Origin of the sequence: Microcoleus sp. S36a_B3 (genome assembly GCF_036700745.1) — a bacterium.
Taxonomy (GTDB): Bacteria; Cyanobacteriota; Cyanobacteriia; order Cyanobacteriales; family Microcoleaceae; genus Microcoleus.
Genome location: NZ_JAUBPN010000001.1, coordinates 270148 through 285353 on the forward strand (window position 1 = coordinate 270148; position 15206 = coordinate 285353).

The 15206-nt window shown below is 47.2% G+C and carries 18 protein-coding genes and 1 tRNA gene; 13 read left to right on the forward strand and 6 right to left on the reverse strand.

What is annotated here, in order from left to right; translation table 11 throughout:
- Positions 1-90 precede the first annotated feature (90 nt).
- Positions 91-174: transfer RNA gene (locus tag QUA01_RS01200), tRNA-Leu, on the reverse strand.
- Between the two features lie 228 nt (positions 175-402).
- Here QUA01_RS01200 and accC point away from each other — a divergent pair.
- Positions 403-1758 carry an acetyl-CoA carboxylase biotin carboxylase subunit gene (gene accC / locus QUA01_RS01205; RefSeq protein ID WP_333088746.1) on the forward strand — a complete coding sequence of 452 codons (1356 nt, stop codon included), beginning with the start codon at positions 403-405 and terminating at the stop codon, positions 1756-1758.
- 303 nt (positions 1759-2061) lie between these two features.
- On the opposite strand, the gene QUA01_RS01210 is transcribed toward accC, so the two are convergent.
- A complete protein-coding gene (locus QUA01_RS01210) occupies positions 2062-2346 on the reverse strand; it encodes a YggT family protein (protein WP_333088747.1) in 285 nt (94 codons plus the stop codon).
- Between the two features lie 297 nt (positions 2347-2643).
- Between QUA01_RS01210 and psbX the strand changes: the two genes are divergently transcribed.
- The 5 genes from psbX (at position 2644) to QUA01_RS01235 (ending at position 7749) form a co-directional block, all read left to right on the forward strand.
- Positions 2644-2763 (forward strand): photosystem II reaction center X protein, encoded by a 120-nt coding sequence (gene psbX, locus QUA01_RS01215; protein ID WP_333088749.1) that lies wholly within the window; start codon positions 2644-2646, stop codon positions 2761-2763.
- Positions 2764-3168: 405 nt separating this feature from the next.
- Positions 3169-3984 (forward strand): Ycf66 family protein, encoded by an 816-nt coding sequence (locus QUA01_RS01220; RefSeq protein WP_333088751.1) that lies wholly within the window; start codon positions 3169-3171, stop codon positions 3982-3984.
- A 693-nt stretch (positions 3985-4677) separates the two neighbouring features.
- Positions 4678-5817: a 2OG-Fe(II) oxygenase gene (locus tag QUA01_RS01225; protein WP_333088753.1), complete on the forward strand. Its 1140-nt coding sequence runs from the start codon at positions 4678-4680 to the stop codon at positions 5815-5817.
- A gap of 196 nt (positions 5818-6013) precedes the next feature.
- Positions 6014-7465, forward strand: a complete 1452-nt coding sequence (locus QUA01_RS01230) for a trypsin-like peptidase domain-containing protein (protein WP_333088755.1) — start codon at positions 6014-6016, stop codon at positions 7463-7465.
- On the forward strand, positions 7462-7749 hold the full coding sequence (locus QUA01_RS01235) for a hypothetical protein (RefSeq protein ID WP_333088758.1): 288 nt from the start codon (positions 7462-7464) through the stop codon (positions 7747-7749). The genes QUA01_RS01230 and QUA01_RS01235 overlap by 4 nt, the downstream gene beginning before the upstream one ends.
- Here QUA01_RS01235 and QUA01_RS01240 read toward each other — a convergent pair.
- Positions 7746-7883: a hypothetical protein gene (locus QUA01_RS01240; RefSeq protein ID WP_333088760.1), complete on the reverse strand. Its 138-nt coding sequence runs from the start codon at positions 7881-7883 to the stop codon at positions 7746-7748. The genes QUA01_RS01235 and QUA01_RS01240 overlap by 4 nt on opposite strands.
- On the opposite strand from QUA01_RS01240, the gene QUA01_RS01245 reads away from it, so the two are divergent.
- A complete protein-coding gene (locus QUA01_RS01245; RefSeq protein ID WP_333088761.1) occupies positions 7875-8477 on the forward strand; it encodes a DVUA0089 family protein in 603 nt (200 codons plus the stop codon). The genes QUA01_RS01240 and QUA01_RS01245 overlap by 9 nt on opposite strands.
- 464 nt (positions 8478-8941) lie before the next feature.
- On the opposite strand, the gene QUA01_RS01250 is transcribed toward QUA01_RS01245, so the two are convergent.
- Both QUA01_RS01250 and QUA01_RS01255 read right to left on the reverse strand, forming a co-directional pair.
- Positions 8942-9133 (reverse strand): chlorophyll a/b-binding protein, encoded by a 192-nt coding sequence (locus tag QUA01_RS01250; protein ID WP_333088762.1) that lies wholly within the window; start codon positions 9131-9133, stop codon positions 8942-8944.
- A gap of 93 nt (positions 9134-9226) precedes the next feature.
- Positions 9227-10243: a succinate dehydrogenase/fumarate reductase iron-sulfur subunit gene (locus QUA01_RS01255; protein ID WP_333088766.1), complete on the reverse strand. Its 1017-nt coding sequence runs from the start codon at positions 10241-10243 to the stop codon at positions 9227-9229.
- 240 nt (positions 10244-10483) lie between these two features.
- Here QUA01_RS01255 and QUA01_RS01260 point away from each other — a divergent pair, with 240 nt between their 5' ends.
- From QUA01_RS01260 to QUA01_RS01275, 4 genes are all read left to right on the forward strand, one after another.
- Positions 10484-10726, forward strand: coding sequence for a hypothetical protein (locus QUA01_RS01260; RefSeq protein WP_333088767.1), 243 nt, complete (start codon positions 10484-10486; stop codon positions 10724-10726).
- Positions 10727-10948: 222 nt separating this feature from the next.
- Positions 10949-11680, forward strand: coding sequence for a RadC family protein (gene radC, locus QUA01_RS01265; protein WP_333088769.1), 732 nt, complete (start codon positions 10949-10951; stop codon positions 11678-11680).
- A gap of 317 nt (positions 11681-11997) precedes the next feature.
- Positions 11998-12336 (forward strand): DUF1815 family protein, encoded by a 339-nt coding sequence (locus QUA01_RS01270; protein ID WP_333088770.1) that lies wholly within the window; start codon positions 11998-12000, stop codon positions 12334-12336.
- Between the two features lie 444 nt (positions 12337-12780).
- Complete coding sequence (locus QUA01_RS01275) at positions 12781-13074, forward strand: hypothetical protein (protein ID WP_333088771.1); 294 nt, start codon at positions 12781-12783, stop codon at positions 13072-13074.
- A 220-nt stretch (positions 13075-13294) separates the two neighbouring features.
- Here QUA01_RS01275 and QUA01_RS01280 read toward each other — a convergent pair whose 3' ends face one another.
- On the reverse strand, positions 13295-14356 hold the full coding sequence (locus QUA01_RS01280) for an endonuclease/exonuclease/phosphatase family protein (RefSeq protein WP_333088773.1): 1062 nt from the start codon (positions 14354-14356) through the stop codon (positions 13295-13297).
- 61 nt (positions 14357-14417) lie between these two features.
- On the opposite strand from QUA01_RS01280, the gene QUA01_RS01285 reads away from it, so the two are divergent.
- Positions 14418-14597, forward strand: coding sequence for a hypothetical protein (locus tag QUA01_RS01285; RefSeq protein WP_333088776.1), 180 nt, complete (start codon positions 14418-14420; stop codon positions 14595-14597).
- On the forward strand, positions 14594-15073 hold the full coding sequence (locus QUA01_RS01290; RefSeq protein WP_333088777.1) for a DUF4079 domain-containing protein: 480 nt from the start codon (positions 14594-14596) through the stop codon (positions 15071-15073). Before QUA01_RS01285 ends, QUA01_RS01290 begins: the two co-directional genes overlap by 4 nt.
- Positions 15074-15206 lie beyond the last annotated feature (133 nt).

A 15206-nucleotide genomic window follows, 5' to 3' on the forward strand; every position in this document is an offset into this window, starting at 1 on the left:
TCATCATACCCTGGTTCAGCAACGCCTCAAAATCAAATATAAAACAACTGCCGACAGCCAAAACCGTCAACAGTTGTTTTACATATTCCATGCGGATGGCGAGACTCGAACTCGCAAGGACATAATGCCACACGCACCTCAAGCGTGCGCGTATACCAATTCCGCCACATCCGCTCTTTCCGGCAATCTCTGGGTTTTTTGCGTTACGAGTTAAAGATTCACAGGTTGAGGTTCCTGACATTTAACTTGTGACTTGCCCTTTTGCACCGCCGATTTAGAATCATAGCACCACTACGCGCAAAATGTAAAATAAATTTTTATGAACAATTTCTGCAAAAGCATTGTCCAGAACATACCGAAAGGCATTATTGTACAGAATATTGAGTGAATTAAGCAGCGAAGATGGGGTTCTCAAAAATTTTAATCGCTAATCGGGGGGAAATAGCCCTCCGCATACTTCGCACCTGCGAGGAAATGGGGATTGCCACGGTCGCCGTTCACTCCACCGTAGATAAACACGCCCTGCACGTCCAGTTAGCAGACGAAGCCGTTTGCATCGGCCCCCCCACCAGCAGTAAAAGTTATTTAAACATCCCTAACATTATCTCGGCGGCCCTGACGCGCAACGCCGCAGCGATTCATCCGGGGTATGGTTTCCTCGCGGAAAACGCCCGATTTGCCGAAATTTGTGCTGACCATCAAGTTACTTTCATCGGCCCGTCCCCGGCAGCAATGCGGGCGATGGGCGACAAATCCACGGCGAAAGAAACTATGCAGCGGGTGAAAGTTCCGACTGTTCCCGGTAGCGGCGGATTGCTGGCAGATGAACATGAGGCTTTGTCGGTAGCCCGCGACATCGGCTATCCTGTGATGATTAAAGCTACCGCCGGCGGGGGAGGCCGGGGTATGAGGCTAGTCAGAGAAGCGTCGGAACTTCCCAAACTTTTCCATGCAGCCCAAGGTGAAGCCGATGCAGCTTTTGGTAATCCGGGACTTTACTTGGAAAAATTCATCGAAAAGCCCCGACATATCGAAATCCAAATTCTCGCGGATAACTACGGTAATGTCATCCACCTCGGTGAGAGAGATTGTTCGATTCAGCGCCGGCACCAAAAACTTCTGGAAGAAGCGCCCAGTCCCGCCCTCAGCCAGAAACTCCGAGATCAAATGGGTCACGCGGCGGTGGCTGCTGCAAAAGCTATCAACTACACCGGTGCGGGTACTGTCGAATTTCTGCTTGACAAATCGGGCAAGTTCTATTTCATGGAAATGAACACCCGGATTCAAGTGGAACATCCTGTCACGGAGATGATTACGGGCCTGGATTTGATCGCCGAACAAATTCGCATCGCCCAAGGTGAAAAACTGCAAATCAAGCAAAATCAAGTAATTCTCAGCGGCCACGCCATCGAGTGTCGGATCAATGCTGAAGATCCCGATCGCAATTTCCGGCCTCACCCCGGCATCATCAGCGGTTATTTGCCTCCCGGCGGCCCCGGCGTGCGGATGGACTCTCACGTTTACACCGATTACGAAATACCTGCTTACTACGATTCTTTAATCGGTAAAGTAATTGTATGGGGGCGCGATCGACCTTCAGCCATCAGCAGGATGAAACGGGCATTGCGGGAATGCGCCATCACCGGAGTTCCTACCACCCTCAGCTTCCACCAAAAAATCCTCGATAGCCCCGAATTTCTCAGCGGCGAAGTTTATACGAATTTTGTCGAACAGTTTATGAACCAAAATGGTCATTAGGCAGTTGTCAGTTGTCAGTGGGCAGTAGGCAGTGGGCAGTTGTTAGTGGGCAGTAGGCAGTGGGCAGTTGTTAGTGGGCAGTTGTTATTGGTGGGCAGTAGGCAGTGGTCAGTGGGCAGTGGGCCTTAGTGGGATTAAGGTGGGCAATGCCTGCGCGGCCCGCGTCAATCTGGTGAAGAATATCCTTAAGAACTCGAAATTTTCTTTCTGGCAGTAGTCAAGACGACTGACAACTGACAACTGACAACTGACAACTGACAACTAACAATTGACAACTAACAACTAACAACTGACAACTGACTATTACATCATCATCGTCAGGATTCCTTGCTGACCGAGAAGCATTTCCCTGAACAAGCTACAGATACCGACCCAAATAATCGGTGTAATGTCCACTCCGCCGATCGGCGGTACAATCTTTCTAGTTACGGCTAAAAACGGTTCCGTCGGCCAAGCAATCAGGCTCAACGGCAATTTGCTCAGATTTACTTCGGGATACCAAGTCAGGACGATGCGAAAAATAAATAGTAAAGTCATCACCACTAGGACAGAGCCCAGAATCCAACTTGCAACGGTAATACCAGTCATGGGTCTTATCTCGAAATTTTAAGTTTTGTTAAGTCAGCTTTTCATAATTTTAACCGTTTCACAGGTGCGATCGAACAAAAACGGCAGATTTTTTCCGGTCTTATACCTTCAAAGCGACAGAGTGCTAGACTTTGAGGGTGCGAGGGTTCGAGTTGGCGAGAGGGAAAATATTGCTTCGGCCCTAGATCCGCGACATCCCTACATCCATTGCAACATCCTTGGCCGAACTTCCCCGTAAGAACTGAGTGCTGATAAAATTAATAAAAATCAAACTCTTGTAACAAAGGTCTTGAATCTATGACTCCTTCACTCGCGAACTTTTTGTACAGCCTGCTGGCGGGCGTGGCGGTAGTAGTGATTCCAGCAACGATCGGTCTGATCTTCATCAGCCAAAAAGACAAAATCAAGCGCACCTAAAAAGTCTGGGGGTTTCTAAGTCCGGCGTGAAAGTCAATTTTCGACTACACGTCGGGCATTTCCCCGATCCAAGAAACCTCGGCTACCAGCAACTGTGAAGGCAAAACCTTCGGTTGAGGGCTTTCGCTGAGGTTTTTTCCCGTTAAACTCATTACTATAAGGTTCCCGAACCAAGCTGAAAGCCTGGGTGGGTGCTGCCATTTAAAAGTACAGTCGGGATAACAGACTTATTGATAGATTTAAAATCTGGCGTTGCTGATTTACGGTATGAAAGGCTAAATATGCAAGTCATAGAAACCAGAATCCACAAAACTTCTGAATTTTCAACTTATTTTTTTCATACCCTGATTAAGCAACGCCTAAAATCTAACTCGCTAACATAGGAAAGACATAGGAGATAGGCTAATGGTCAATTTAGGATTGAACTGGAGCAGCCTGCTAGGGATCATCCTAGCAGTAGCAGGGGCAGGACTGTACTTTCTGCGATCGTGGCGTCCCAAACTAGCCCGAGACCACGATATTTTTTTTGCAGCAGTCGGTCTGCTGTGTGGCGGTATTCTGTTATTTCAAGGATGGCGGCTCGATCCAATTCTGGCCTTCGGTCAGTTCTTGCTCACCGGTTCGGCAATATTTTTTGCAGCCGAAAGCATAAAGCTGCGGGGAGCGACCACAGCCCAAGCCAAAAGTCGCGCCCAATACGTAGATGAAGAGCGGCCCGTCAGCAACGCCTACGCTTACGAGGGCTACGATAGCGACATCGACCAGCTAGAACCAGAAGAAGACTACCCGCAGCGTCCCCGTATTAGGGGTAGCCAAGACTACCGTTCTTCGCGGGAAACCTACGACGACGAGTCGCGCCGTCGTCCTTCGAGTCGCAACGGCAGCATTAATACATCCAAGCCAGACTCGATGGTCGATCGACCATCGCGCAAACGTCCTTCCCGCCCTGAAACCCCGCCCGCGCAAGATTCAGACAACTGGGACATTTCAGACAACCCCGAAGAAAGACCGGTCCGCAGCCGCAACCGTCGCCCCCCCGCTTCGGAAAACCCGAGTTCCGACACACCGCCGAGAACCAAAAAAACCCGTCCTGCGGAAGGGTCGAGGTCTCGCCCCAGCACCGCCCGCGATGTGGAAGCACCGCCATCAGACTACGTAGAGTACCGACCAGTGGAATACCCGGAAGACCAACCGGATAATTCTCCCAGTTTCGACAAATAGGAAAATATATAGCATTTCGAGCGAAAGATGAGGTGCCGCTGGGCATCGGGCATCGGGCATCGGGCATACCTCATGACGCTTGAGAACCGCTATAAGTAGGTGGGTGAAACTCAACATTTCTCGCGCCAGCAAGGCAAAATATTAAGTTGCGTTTATCGATGCCCATCTACTTATAGCCTTTCTCAACAAGTTGAGATTGAAAGATTGAAGGATTGAAGGATTGAAGGATTGAGGGATCGATCGGTCAAGGAAGCATTTCCTGCATTGTAAAAATTATTTTTTTGCTTGAGTGCTGTCCCCGAAGAGCGAGTTTTGTACAAATCGCGATCGGGGACAGCACTCTTAATACAAAACACCAGATGCTTCCTCGGTCAATACCTCATCCGATTTTTAGGAAGAATGCTATGTTTTCAAACATTATGATATTTTTAAAATAACACCAAAATATGAATATCAAGTTAGCTAGATTAAGTAAAATAAAAATAAAAACTAATACAAGAAACACTATTTAAAATATTTAATGATATTCCCAAGCAACGTTTTTTGCAGGTTTGTAGCAAGGAATTTGGTTCGCATTTGAGAAGGACTAAAGTCCTCACTACAAACCTGTGCGATCGCCCAAAATACAACTTGTGGAACAAACAAAAAATATAAAGGTCTCAAATATGAAATCTCAAACCTCGAATCAGCAATATGCCAATACTACAAATAGGAGATCCCGCGCCTTGGTTTTCCATAGCTGCCTCCAATAACCCCTTATTTCATTTTTCGACGGTTGGCGGCCGACGAACTGTGCTATTTTTCTTTGCCAGCACAGCTTTCGCAGAAATTCAAGTTATGCTCAAAAGCTTTGAAGAACTTTCAGCAGAATTCCAAAACTTGCAAGTACCGCTGTTCGGAGTTAGCGTTGATGCTGCAGACCAAGACCAAGAACAAGACAGACGGACAACAATTGCTCCGTCATTCATCTTTTTCTGGGATTTTGATAAAAAACTCAGCCAAGAGTACGGCGTTTGCCGAGATATCGAAGAAAATGGAGTAGCCGGAGTTCACTATGCACCTCAAACTTTTGTTCTCAACGAAAACCTTCAGGTAATTAACATTGTCCCGATGGGAGATCCCCACCAACACGCGCTGCAAGTATTGGATTTTCTCAAAAATTTGCCGCCCTTAGAGACAGCCCGACAAGCTACTCGACACGCCCCCGTCTTAGTAATTCCTAACGTTTTAGACAAAGCTTCTTGCGGCGCTTTGATCGATTTATACAAAACTCACGGTGGCAGTCCCTCGGGCTTTATGAGGCAAATAGACGGGAAAACTGTTGGCATTCATGACGATAATTTTAAGAAACGCCGGGATTTCTATATTGAAGACGCCGAATTGCAGCAGCGATTGAGTGCGATTATTTTGCGCCGGGTGCAGCCGGAAGTTGAAAAAGCTTTCCAGTTTACAATTACTAGGTTTGAACGGTATTTGGTGGGCTGTTACGATGCTGAGAGCGGCGGTTATTTCCGGCCGCACCGCGACAATACGAGCAAAGGTACTATGCACCGCCGATTTGCGATGACTCTCAACTTGAATCCGGCGGAGTATACGGGGGGATTTTTGCGGTTTCCTGAGTACGCGCCGCACGGTTATAAAGGGGATTTTGGTACGGCGATTATTTTTTCGTGTTCTCTGCTGCACGAAGCAACACCGGTGATTAGCGGGCAGCGTTTTGCTTTGCTGTCTTTTTTCTATGGCAATGAGGATGCTAAGGTGCGGCAAGCTAATGTTCATTATATCGATCGCCCACTCGATTCTAGAATTGCCGAAACTGTTGGAACCTCGTAGTTTACGAACAAAAAACTCACCCTGTGGCGATCGACCAATTCTCCCAAAACCCAGCCGCAGGTGAAAAATTCAAGCAATCTCAACTTTCAATTTTTCAATACCCTCGCGCAAGTCCTAAAATAATTAGAGGTAACAGTTAGCATTAGCCCGAAAAGCTAACTGCTACCTGTTGGCAGTTAAATACTAATTCACGACCATGAATTTCAAACTTTTAAGTTTAGCAGTATCAGGAATTGTCACAATTGGGGTTGCAGCCAGCCCTGCTGCGGTTGTTGCGGCGATCCCGGGGCGGCCGGAGGCTGATTTAAAGGAATTTAACTCGGTGCATTTCCCAGGTGCGATCGCCCAAAATAATGCCGAAGAACAAATCAACATTCGAGTTTACGAAAAAGCAAGTCCGGCGGTTGTCACCGTCGATACAGATAAATCTAACGGTAGCGGCACAATTATCAGCCCCGACGGCATGGTGTTAACTAACGCCCACGTTGTTTCCGCAGGCGGTACGGTGAATATAATTCTGTCAGACGGCAAAAAAGTTGTCGCCGATGTCGTCGGATTCGGCGAAGATGGTCTAGACTTAGCGGTCGTAAAGATTCGCGGTCAAAACAATTTGCCCACAATTCCGATCGCCCGTCCCGGTTCGGTGAAAGTCGGACAACAAGCATTTGCGATCGGCAATCCCTTCGGTCAATTTCAAGGTACTTTGACAGTCGGAATAGTCAGCCGCATTGATCCGCAGCGGGGCTTAATTCAAACCGACGCAGCCATCAATCCCGGCAATTCAGGAGGCCCGCTGCTCAACAGTTCTGGAGAATTAATCGGCGTCAATACTTCTATTTTTACTCGCGGTCAAGGTGGAGGCAATATCGGTATTGGTTTTGCAATTTCAGCAGACAAAGTACCCGATTTCCTGACAGCCGTGCGAGAAGGGCGAGCTCCCCGCGTTGCTCAGAGGCGATCGCCCTTTGGCAACAAATCACCTCAAAAAGTTGCGTTAAACGGGCCCGCCCTGAGCGGCAAACTCACCACCCAGTCTAGCGTTCTCCCCGCAGACAACAGCTTTTTTGACCTCTACTCCTTTGAAGGAAAAGCGGGCCAGGAAATCACAATTGAAATGACAAGTCAAGAAATTGACCCTTATTTAATTTTACTCGGGCCCAACCAGCGCGAAATCGCGCAAGACGATGACGGTGCAGGTAGTAAAAACGCCAAAATAACGCTCAGGCTGCCAGCAGACGGCACTTACACCCTACTGGCAAATTCCTACCAAGCTAGGCAGTCCGGGGCTTATACGTTAGAACTGAAAGCGAGTGCTTCTACAGCACCTTCTCAGGCGATTTTGCAAGAAGAAGGCGCTTTAGTCGCAGGCGGCCCGGTATTGCCGTCTGACAACAGTCTGTATCGCGAGTATACTTTTGAAGGTCGATCGGGTCAGTCTGTAACCATTTCCCTAGAAAGTACAGATTTCGATCCCTATGTGGCTATCTTTAGCCCCAACGGCCGATTGCTGGCAGAAAATGACGATGTGAGCGATGCGACTAAAAATGCGTTTCTGAGTGTTACTTTGCCCGCTACGGGTCGCTACCGCGTAGTTGTCAATGCTTTTGATGCTTCGGGCCGGGGTCGTTATACTCTAACTGTCCGTTGAAAATTGGGAATTGGGAATTGGGCATTGGGAATTGGCCCGCGCAGGGCATTGGGAATTGGCCCGCGCAGGGCATTGGGAATTGGCCCGCGCAGGGCATTGGGAATTGGCCCCAGCGAAGCGGAGGGATTGGCAAAACAGGGCATTGGGCATTGGCAAAACAGGGCATCTTGCCCGATCACGACTTGTCCGCTGGCGAAGCCGAAGCAAGTCGAAGCAAGTCGAAGCAAGTCGAAGGGTGGGCATTGGTCGAATTATTTTTATTCTTCCTTCTTCCTGATGACTAATAACCAATAACCAATAACCAATAACCAATAACCAATAACCAATAACTAATAACTTCTTCCTTCTTCCTTCTTCCCTCTTCCTTCTTCCTTCTTCCTTCTTCCTTCGTTGCAAATCGAGGTAATTCATGCGTCAATTTAGATTTTGGGCGATCGCGCCAATTGCTTTACTAGCTACTTTTTCTAGCAAGCCGACTTTCTCGGTGCCAGTTTCAAACTCCCAAGGAGTTGCTAACAACAGTTCTACCCTCATTTCAGCAGAATTGCCTCAAAATTCACCTGATGCGAGTTCTACAAGCAAAGCTGTTCTAGCTCAAGCAAGCCCCAAGCCTTCGCCAACTCTGAGTCCAACTGTCGAACCTTCGCCAAGTCCAGCAGGGGCTTCGTCTAAGGTCATATTAGATCAAAAGGGAGAACTCAGCCCTGCTAAGTCTTCTGTACTGCCCTCTGACAGCAGTTTGTACGACGAGTATACCTTTGAAGGGAATCAGGGTCAGAAAGTGGTTATTAGCGTAGAAAGTAGCGAATTTGATACTTATCTGGCTATTTTCAACTCCAAGGGCGAGCTACTTGCAGAAAATGATGATGTCACGCAGCAAAATTCCAATTCAGAGCTGACTGTTACCTTATCTGCGAGCGGTCGCTACCGCGTCATTGTCAATGCTTACGATGCGCCTCCCAAAGGTAGAGGTAAGTACAGTTTGACCGTCCGCGAAACAGCACCAGATTAATTGTCTCGAAATCGATTATCTATTTCTAAAATTCCTCGATCTGCGAGTTACAAACCAGGGTCACAATTACAGGTTAAATTTGCAACAACTTAACTCTATTCCCGCTTTGATAAAGCAGAGATTCAGGTAAAAAATAGATAATTATCTATTTTTTATATCGTGTGCGATCGATTGAAAAAGATAAAATTGGTTCGTAGTGCGGAATCGCATTCCGCACTACGAACAGTTTTTGTTACGATCGCCGATCGAACACGATATTATATCAATTCCAGTTACACTCATACATGATGTTAACAGTCAACAGTCAACAGTCAACGCCTGAATTTACTATTCCGATGCTAACTGATTTGATATTACGCATGGGTTGCCAGAAACCGAGTCTTTTAACAAAAATACTTGGTGACAGCCATAGAATCGTTAAATAAGCAGGTTTCCTAGCATTTTTAGCGCAGATGGCGATCGATTTAACGCAGGCCGAGCCAAGTGTAAAAATCCTGGCGCGTGAAGAATTCTAGCAGCAAAAGTGCCACGAATCCCACCATCGCAAATCGTCCGTTGATTCTTTCGGAGTAGGCATTCCAGCCAAAGGCTGGTGCTGCTGGTGTTGGGGTATTTGGGGCTGTTGGTTGGGGAGATGGAGGTGTTTTAGCAGTCATTTAAATGTTTTGAGTGGCGAGTTTTGAAACAAGATTTTTGGGAAGTTTTGCGATCGCACAACTTCCAATTTACCGGAAAATGACAGCCGATAGCTAATCTGCTGAATTTTCTAAATTTTGAACCGATTCGATCAGATTCCGCACAGTTTCGGTACCTTCGGAAGGCTCAAAAAACAGGGGAAATTTGCCGCGAGCGATCATTCTCAAGCCCAAGGGGCCGAGACTGAACAAACCTTTAACGTCGCGGAAGTAGTTTCCTACTACTTCGATCCCAAATTTGCGCTCGTCTATCCAACCGCCTTCTTTGACGAGTTCGATCAATACTTTGCGGTGGCGGATCGATCGACTAGCTTGGTCGTCTTTGCGATCGAGAATCTCTTGTTTAATCTTACCAATTTGATCCATCGGCGCAACTTCCATCGGGCAAACCGAGTTGCAGTAATAACAGCGAGTGCATCCCCACACGCCGGAAGTACCTTCGTTGTATTTTTCGAGCCGGTTTTCGGTTTCGCTATCGCGGGAATCGGCGATCGTGCGGTAAGCTTTCGCGAGGGCGTGGGGGCCGACAAATTCCGGGTTGACTTCGCGGGCGTTGCACTCAGAATAGCACGCGCCACAGAGGATGCAGTTGCCTGTTTGGTCGAGTTTCGATCGCTCTTCGGGAGTTTGCAGAAATTCCCGTTCGGGAATTGCTCGGGAGGCGGTGCTGATATATGGTTCCACTGCTTCTAGGTTGTCCCAAAAACTGGTCATATCAACAACCAAATCTTTAATTACCGGCATATTTCCCATTGGGGCGACGGTAATTTCTGGGATAAAATCGGCAGGCTGTTCTGCTGAACTGGAATTAGCTATTTTTTGCAGTCTGGCGAGTTCGCTACCGACATTTTCTTTGCAAGCTAAGGCCGATCGCCCGTTAATTCGCATTGAACAACTGCCGCAAATTGTGTTGCGACAATTTTTCCTAAAAGCTAAAGTGCCGTCCTGTTCCCACTTGATACTGTTGAGGCAGTCTAGGATGGTATTGCTTTCTTCCACCTCTAGGGTGTAAGCGCGAACGCGGGGAGCCTCGTTTTGATTTTGGCGGACTACGTTAAAGCGGACTTGCATATTTTGATTGAGAAATTTAGTGTCTATTTTAAACGTGATTTATTGATGATATCAAAAGCTATTAATTCTTTTAACATATACCTCAAGTAGTAGATTTAACTGATTTTTTTATTGTTTAGTAACAGGGAATACTTCCCAAGTCATAAATCATCAATTACAACTTTTTTTAGCGGATTTTTGATGGGTTAATGGAAGAGAGAAGTAATTGATCGGTGGAGTTAGCGAGTCGGAGGTGCTGTGATGTCTAGCTTGTTTGTTTTAACTTTTATGTTTTCAATGCCAGCTTTTTGTCTGGGTCTGGTGAATCCGCAATGGGTGGGAATGGGCGATCGCAAGCTATCTATAAGTTTATACGGCGTTTTGATGGCAGTTTCGTTTGTTTTGGTGGGAGTGACAGCACCTAAGCCGCCGCAGCCAGTTGCTTCGGCGCTGCTAGCCTCAACTCAATGCCAAGAATCTATGGTCAGCGAACCTTTGCGCTGAACGTAGCTGCCCGTACACCTCACTTTTGTGGCAGCGTTACGAAAAATTTTACCAGGAGTTATGCCAGGTTAGGGCGATAAATCGGTTTTTTTCACGAAAATTACGATCGCCAAAAACATCAGTTAAGGCCTGGGATTTTTTCGGTAATCTTACTGATGTGAAGAACGCAAATCGATCGGCTAACATGATCTAATTGTTGAGCTTGCGGTAAAGAGTGCATCTATGACTTATAGCCTCAGAATTGTCGATTTGCCAACCAGCGAAAGGCCGCGGGAACGGCTGATGGCGGGCGGCCCGAAAAGTTTGGCGACGGCGGAATTGATTGCGATTTTGCTCGGTACTGGTCAGGGGCCAGGTAAACTTTCGGCCGTCGGGCTGGGACAGTATATTTTAAATCAGTTGAGTTTGCATTCCCGTGACCCTCTGGCGGTGCTCCGCAGTATTAGCGTTCAGGAGTTGACTCAAATTCACGGGATTGGCCCTGCTAAGGCGACTTCGATTTTGGCTGCGGTGGAGTTGGGGAAACGGGTGTTTCAGTCGCGACCGCCGGAAATGGCTGTGGTTGACTCTCCCCAAGCGGCTGCGGATGCTCTGAGTCAGGATTTGATGTGGCAGTCTCAGGAACGTTTTGCTGTGGTGCTGCTGGATGTAAAAAATCGGCTGCTGGGAACTCAGGTAATTACGATCGGCACAGCTACCGAAACTTTAGCTCACCCGAGGGATATATTTAGAGAAGTGATCCGCCAAGGGGCGACGCGGGCGATTATCTCGCACAATCACCCCTCGGGAATTGTCGATCCGAGCCCCGAGGATATTGCTTTGACGCGACAGTTGCTGGCGGGAGCGCAGTTTTTGTCGATTCCGCTGCTGGATCACTTGATCTTGGGAAATGGCGATTTTCTGAGCTTGCGGCAGACTACGACACTTTGGGAGGAATATCCCCAGGGCGATTGAACTCTTATTCTTAACTAACCCGATTGCTATGATTAGTTATTTGTATCTTTGGCCTGTCCGAGGGCTGAATCAACCGTCATTGTAGGATATTTTTGAGGCTGGAGTCCCGGAGGAAAGCCTGTTTTGGCTGAATGTCGCTGCTGATACTTAGTTGCGCTCGCAACTCGGTTAATCTAGTATAAGTAAGCTGAAGAGGTCGCTAATTCGATTTTTTTTGAGCATACTAAACATATACTGAACCAGCACCTAAATACCCAATACTTAAGAAATTATTAAATTGGGTGTAAAATACACGGCGTGGTGATAGGAGAACAACTGTGTTTCTGAGACTTGCAGAACAACACCGTAAATTCGTCCAAGATTTGGTAATGAACCTTCAGGCTTTGGCGATCGTGCTAGAGCGTAGGGGTTATTTGGCATCCTGCTACACTTGCGGGGGTCAGATGAACAGTGCCTCATTTATGGTCAGTTTGACGGACAACCATCTGATTCGATTTTTAGTGTCAGATTACGGTATCACTTGGACTGAGATGCGGGACGATCGCGAACTGATGAAACTCGAAGGTGCCGAAGCGATTAGTCAGTTACAAGAACTGGCAAATCTGGTGAAGTATCACATCCAACCTGCGGAAGCTACTTTGGCGACGGCGCCGTGAGTTTAGCGATGGTACGGTTCCGAGGTAGGTTAAGCCCGAAATTCGGTGCTTGTCTGCTACAACGGCAACCCCCAACGATTTAATTGAGAGGATTTAAAGGTTGTAGACTGATGGTAGCTCAACCGACAAGGGTGCTTTGAGAGTGCCTTCAGACATTCAGTTTAGCGCTGAGTCGATCGAACTCCCACCAGTCAGACGGCATAGTTTATGCAATTCGCCTCAAACTTGGAACCCCTAGTTTTTTGGTGCTGCAATTGACTCTCCCTTGAGAGCGATCAACAAACAAAATGTAGAAGTGCTACTGCTCGTCTGCTGCGATGTTAATTTCCCACTTTGGCATTCAAAAGTCAAGGAATTGAAATTAACTTTGAGCAGGCAGGTCAAATTTGACATCCAGATCGATGATGAGGCTGTGAAGATTGGGTGAATCGCAGACCGAGGAGTATGACCAACGAGGGATTCAGAAGTCAAATGCAAAGCCGGCAAGGCTTAATTCAAGCCATTAGTGTGTGCTGGATTGAAAACAGCTTCATTTGTCTAAAATTCCTGGTTTGGATAGCCACGAATTCCATGAGAATTTTGGCGGATCAATACTTGGTTTCCTTGGGAGGGTTTAATAGTGAACAGCCAAGATGCCAGTACGCCAAAGAAGAAGAAAGAGAAAGAGTAATAGAAAAATTGGCGTTGCTTAATCACGGTATGAAAAAAAAATCAGTTGAAAATCCAGCAGCTTTGTGAATAATCATTTGTATGATTTTCCTCTTGAGCTTTTCATACCATAAATCAGCAACGCCGAAAAATTAACTGCGGGCAATTACTGAAAATCTAAGAGGGGTGCGACGGGAGCCAATGTGGGGTGTCACCCTTCACGGATTCGCCAACATCATCATGATTTTCGCCCGGAGCTTAAATTGACACCAATTCCCTTATGGTTGGCCCACAAAAGTGTTGTGCACCCCTACACTCGTCCCAATTTCGGTCGCATCCGCAGTTCTGCCCCCACCGGCAGATGCTCTGAACCGATTGCCGGTAAAACCTTGGCTGATTTCGCCCCCCAGTGCTGAGAATACCAAACATAGTCAAGCCTCACGAGGGGAAAATTTAATTTCCAGTTTAACTGTTTAACCAGTAAACTCAGATCCCACCCGTGAGGAAAAGTAAAGCCAAAACCCAGTCCTGCTGTTCGGAAAGCATCTTGCATAACCGCTTTCAAATAATAGTAGTCTTGAGACTGGTCAGTCAGATTAAAGTCCCCGGCCGCAATAGTCGGCAGCGTTTCTTTCTGGAGTCGCCGCACTAAATCTTGAATTTGTGCTGGTCGGTCGCCGTACTCGTAAACTGGGATTTTGAGAAAAGGCAAAATTTTATGCTGGCGAAACCACGGTGGGGTTGTTGAAATGTTATAAAGAACTACATCTTGCTGGTTCATTTCGATAATAGCTCGTTGTTGTGGTTCGTTCCCACCGGCTAGCTTTAACTTTTGGAAAGAGCGAATCGGATATCTGCTGAGAATCACATGGTATCCGCGCCCCAGGTGGTGCGGGTATAATACGGCCAACTTAGAGAATACTTCTTCGGCGTAATCCTCGTTAATTTCTTGCAAACAAATGAGGTCGGGTTTTTCTGACTGAATGAGGTTAACCAAAGCTTGTCGGGATTTGCGATGCCAGCCGAGGTTGAGAGAAAAAATCTTGAGGGTTGGCTGGGAGTCACTGATGTTCGCAGGCTGGGGAGAAAAGTAGGCGACGTGTAGCCAACCCAGCAGGCAGAGGCTAGCCACAGATGAAACAATCGCGAACCAGCGTTTCTTTATGAGAAAAAACCCTAGAATTGGCAGCAGGAAGATTGGCAAGAAAATCCAAGGAACAAAATCCCCCATCAAGGCAACCGGCCACAGCCTGTCCCAAAAGATCAGTCTCAGAATCAAATAACCGAAAATCAGTGCTGAGTAGGCGTAGGCGAACAGTTGAGCAATTCGCTGCAAAAATCGGTAAGGCTTAATCATAGCGCCGTCTGCCATAGCATCCTCTTACTGGTGTGGGGACAAAAAACTGGATACTGCTCAGCTCAAATTAACTAAAATGGCAGATCCTCTGCTGAGGCTAGGCAATACACTTCTCCTGTGTCCGGTTCTTTTATTTTATACAGACTTCTGGCTGGAAACAGTGATTGAAAATCACGATAGGTATATTGCTATTTATAGTAAGTTGTTGGTTAAACCAAAATTAGCGATCGCCAAGTTAGGAATCTCAAGCAAATGATCAATCTCAGCGAACTTCTAGAACCCATCGCCAGTCAATTTCGCAGTCTGGGAATTCCCGAACCAATTACCCATTGGGGACACCCTGTAATGATGGGGATCGTGGTAGTCGCGATGGGCAGTTTTGTCGGCTATACAGGATGGCAGGGACGTTTGGCCACCGATAAAGATGTCGCACTCAAAAGTCGCTCGGATCACCGCAAGCTGGCACCGTGGATGTTTCTATTTTTAGCTTTGGGCTACACTGGTGGACTGCTGTCGCTGGTGATGCAGCATCAGCCCGTGATGGAAAGCCCGCATTTTTGGACTGGTTCGACAGTGCTGGTTTTGTTGGCTGTTAGCAGCTTAATTTCGCTGACTGGTTTTGGCGGGAACAAGCTAGCACTGCGCGCGGTTCACGCTTATTTAGGCACGACGGCTTTAGCACTTATGGTACTGCACGCAGCTTTCGGTTTAAAATTGGGTCTGTCTATTTAACGCAATACCAGTCTTTTGTGATTCAGATTAGACTCGATCGCCCAGGCACCTCCTAAAAAAAGGGGGACAAGAGAATTAAAGTATCTCTTAAAAAAAGGCGATCGGAAAGTCTAATATCATGTCCGATCGATCG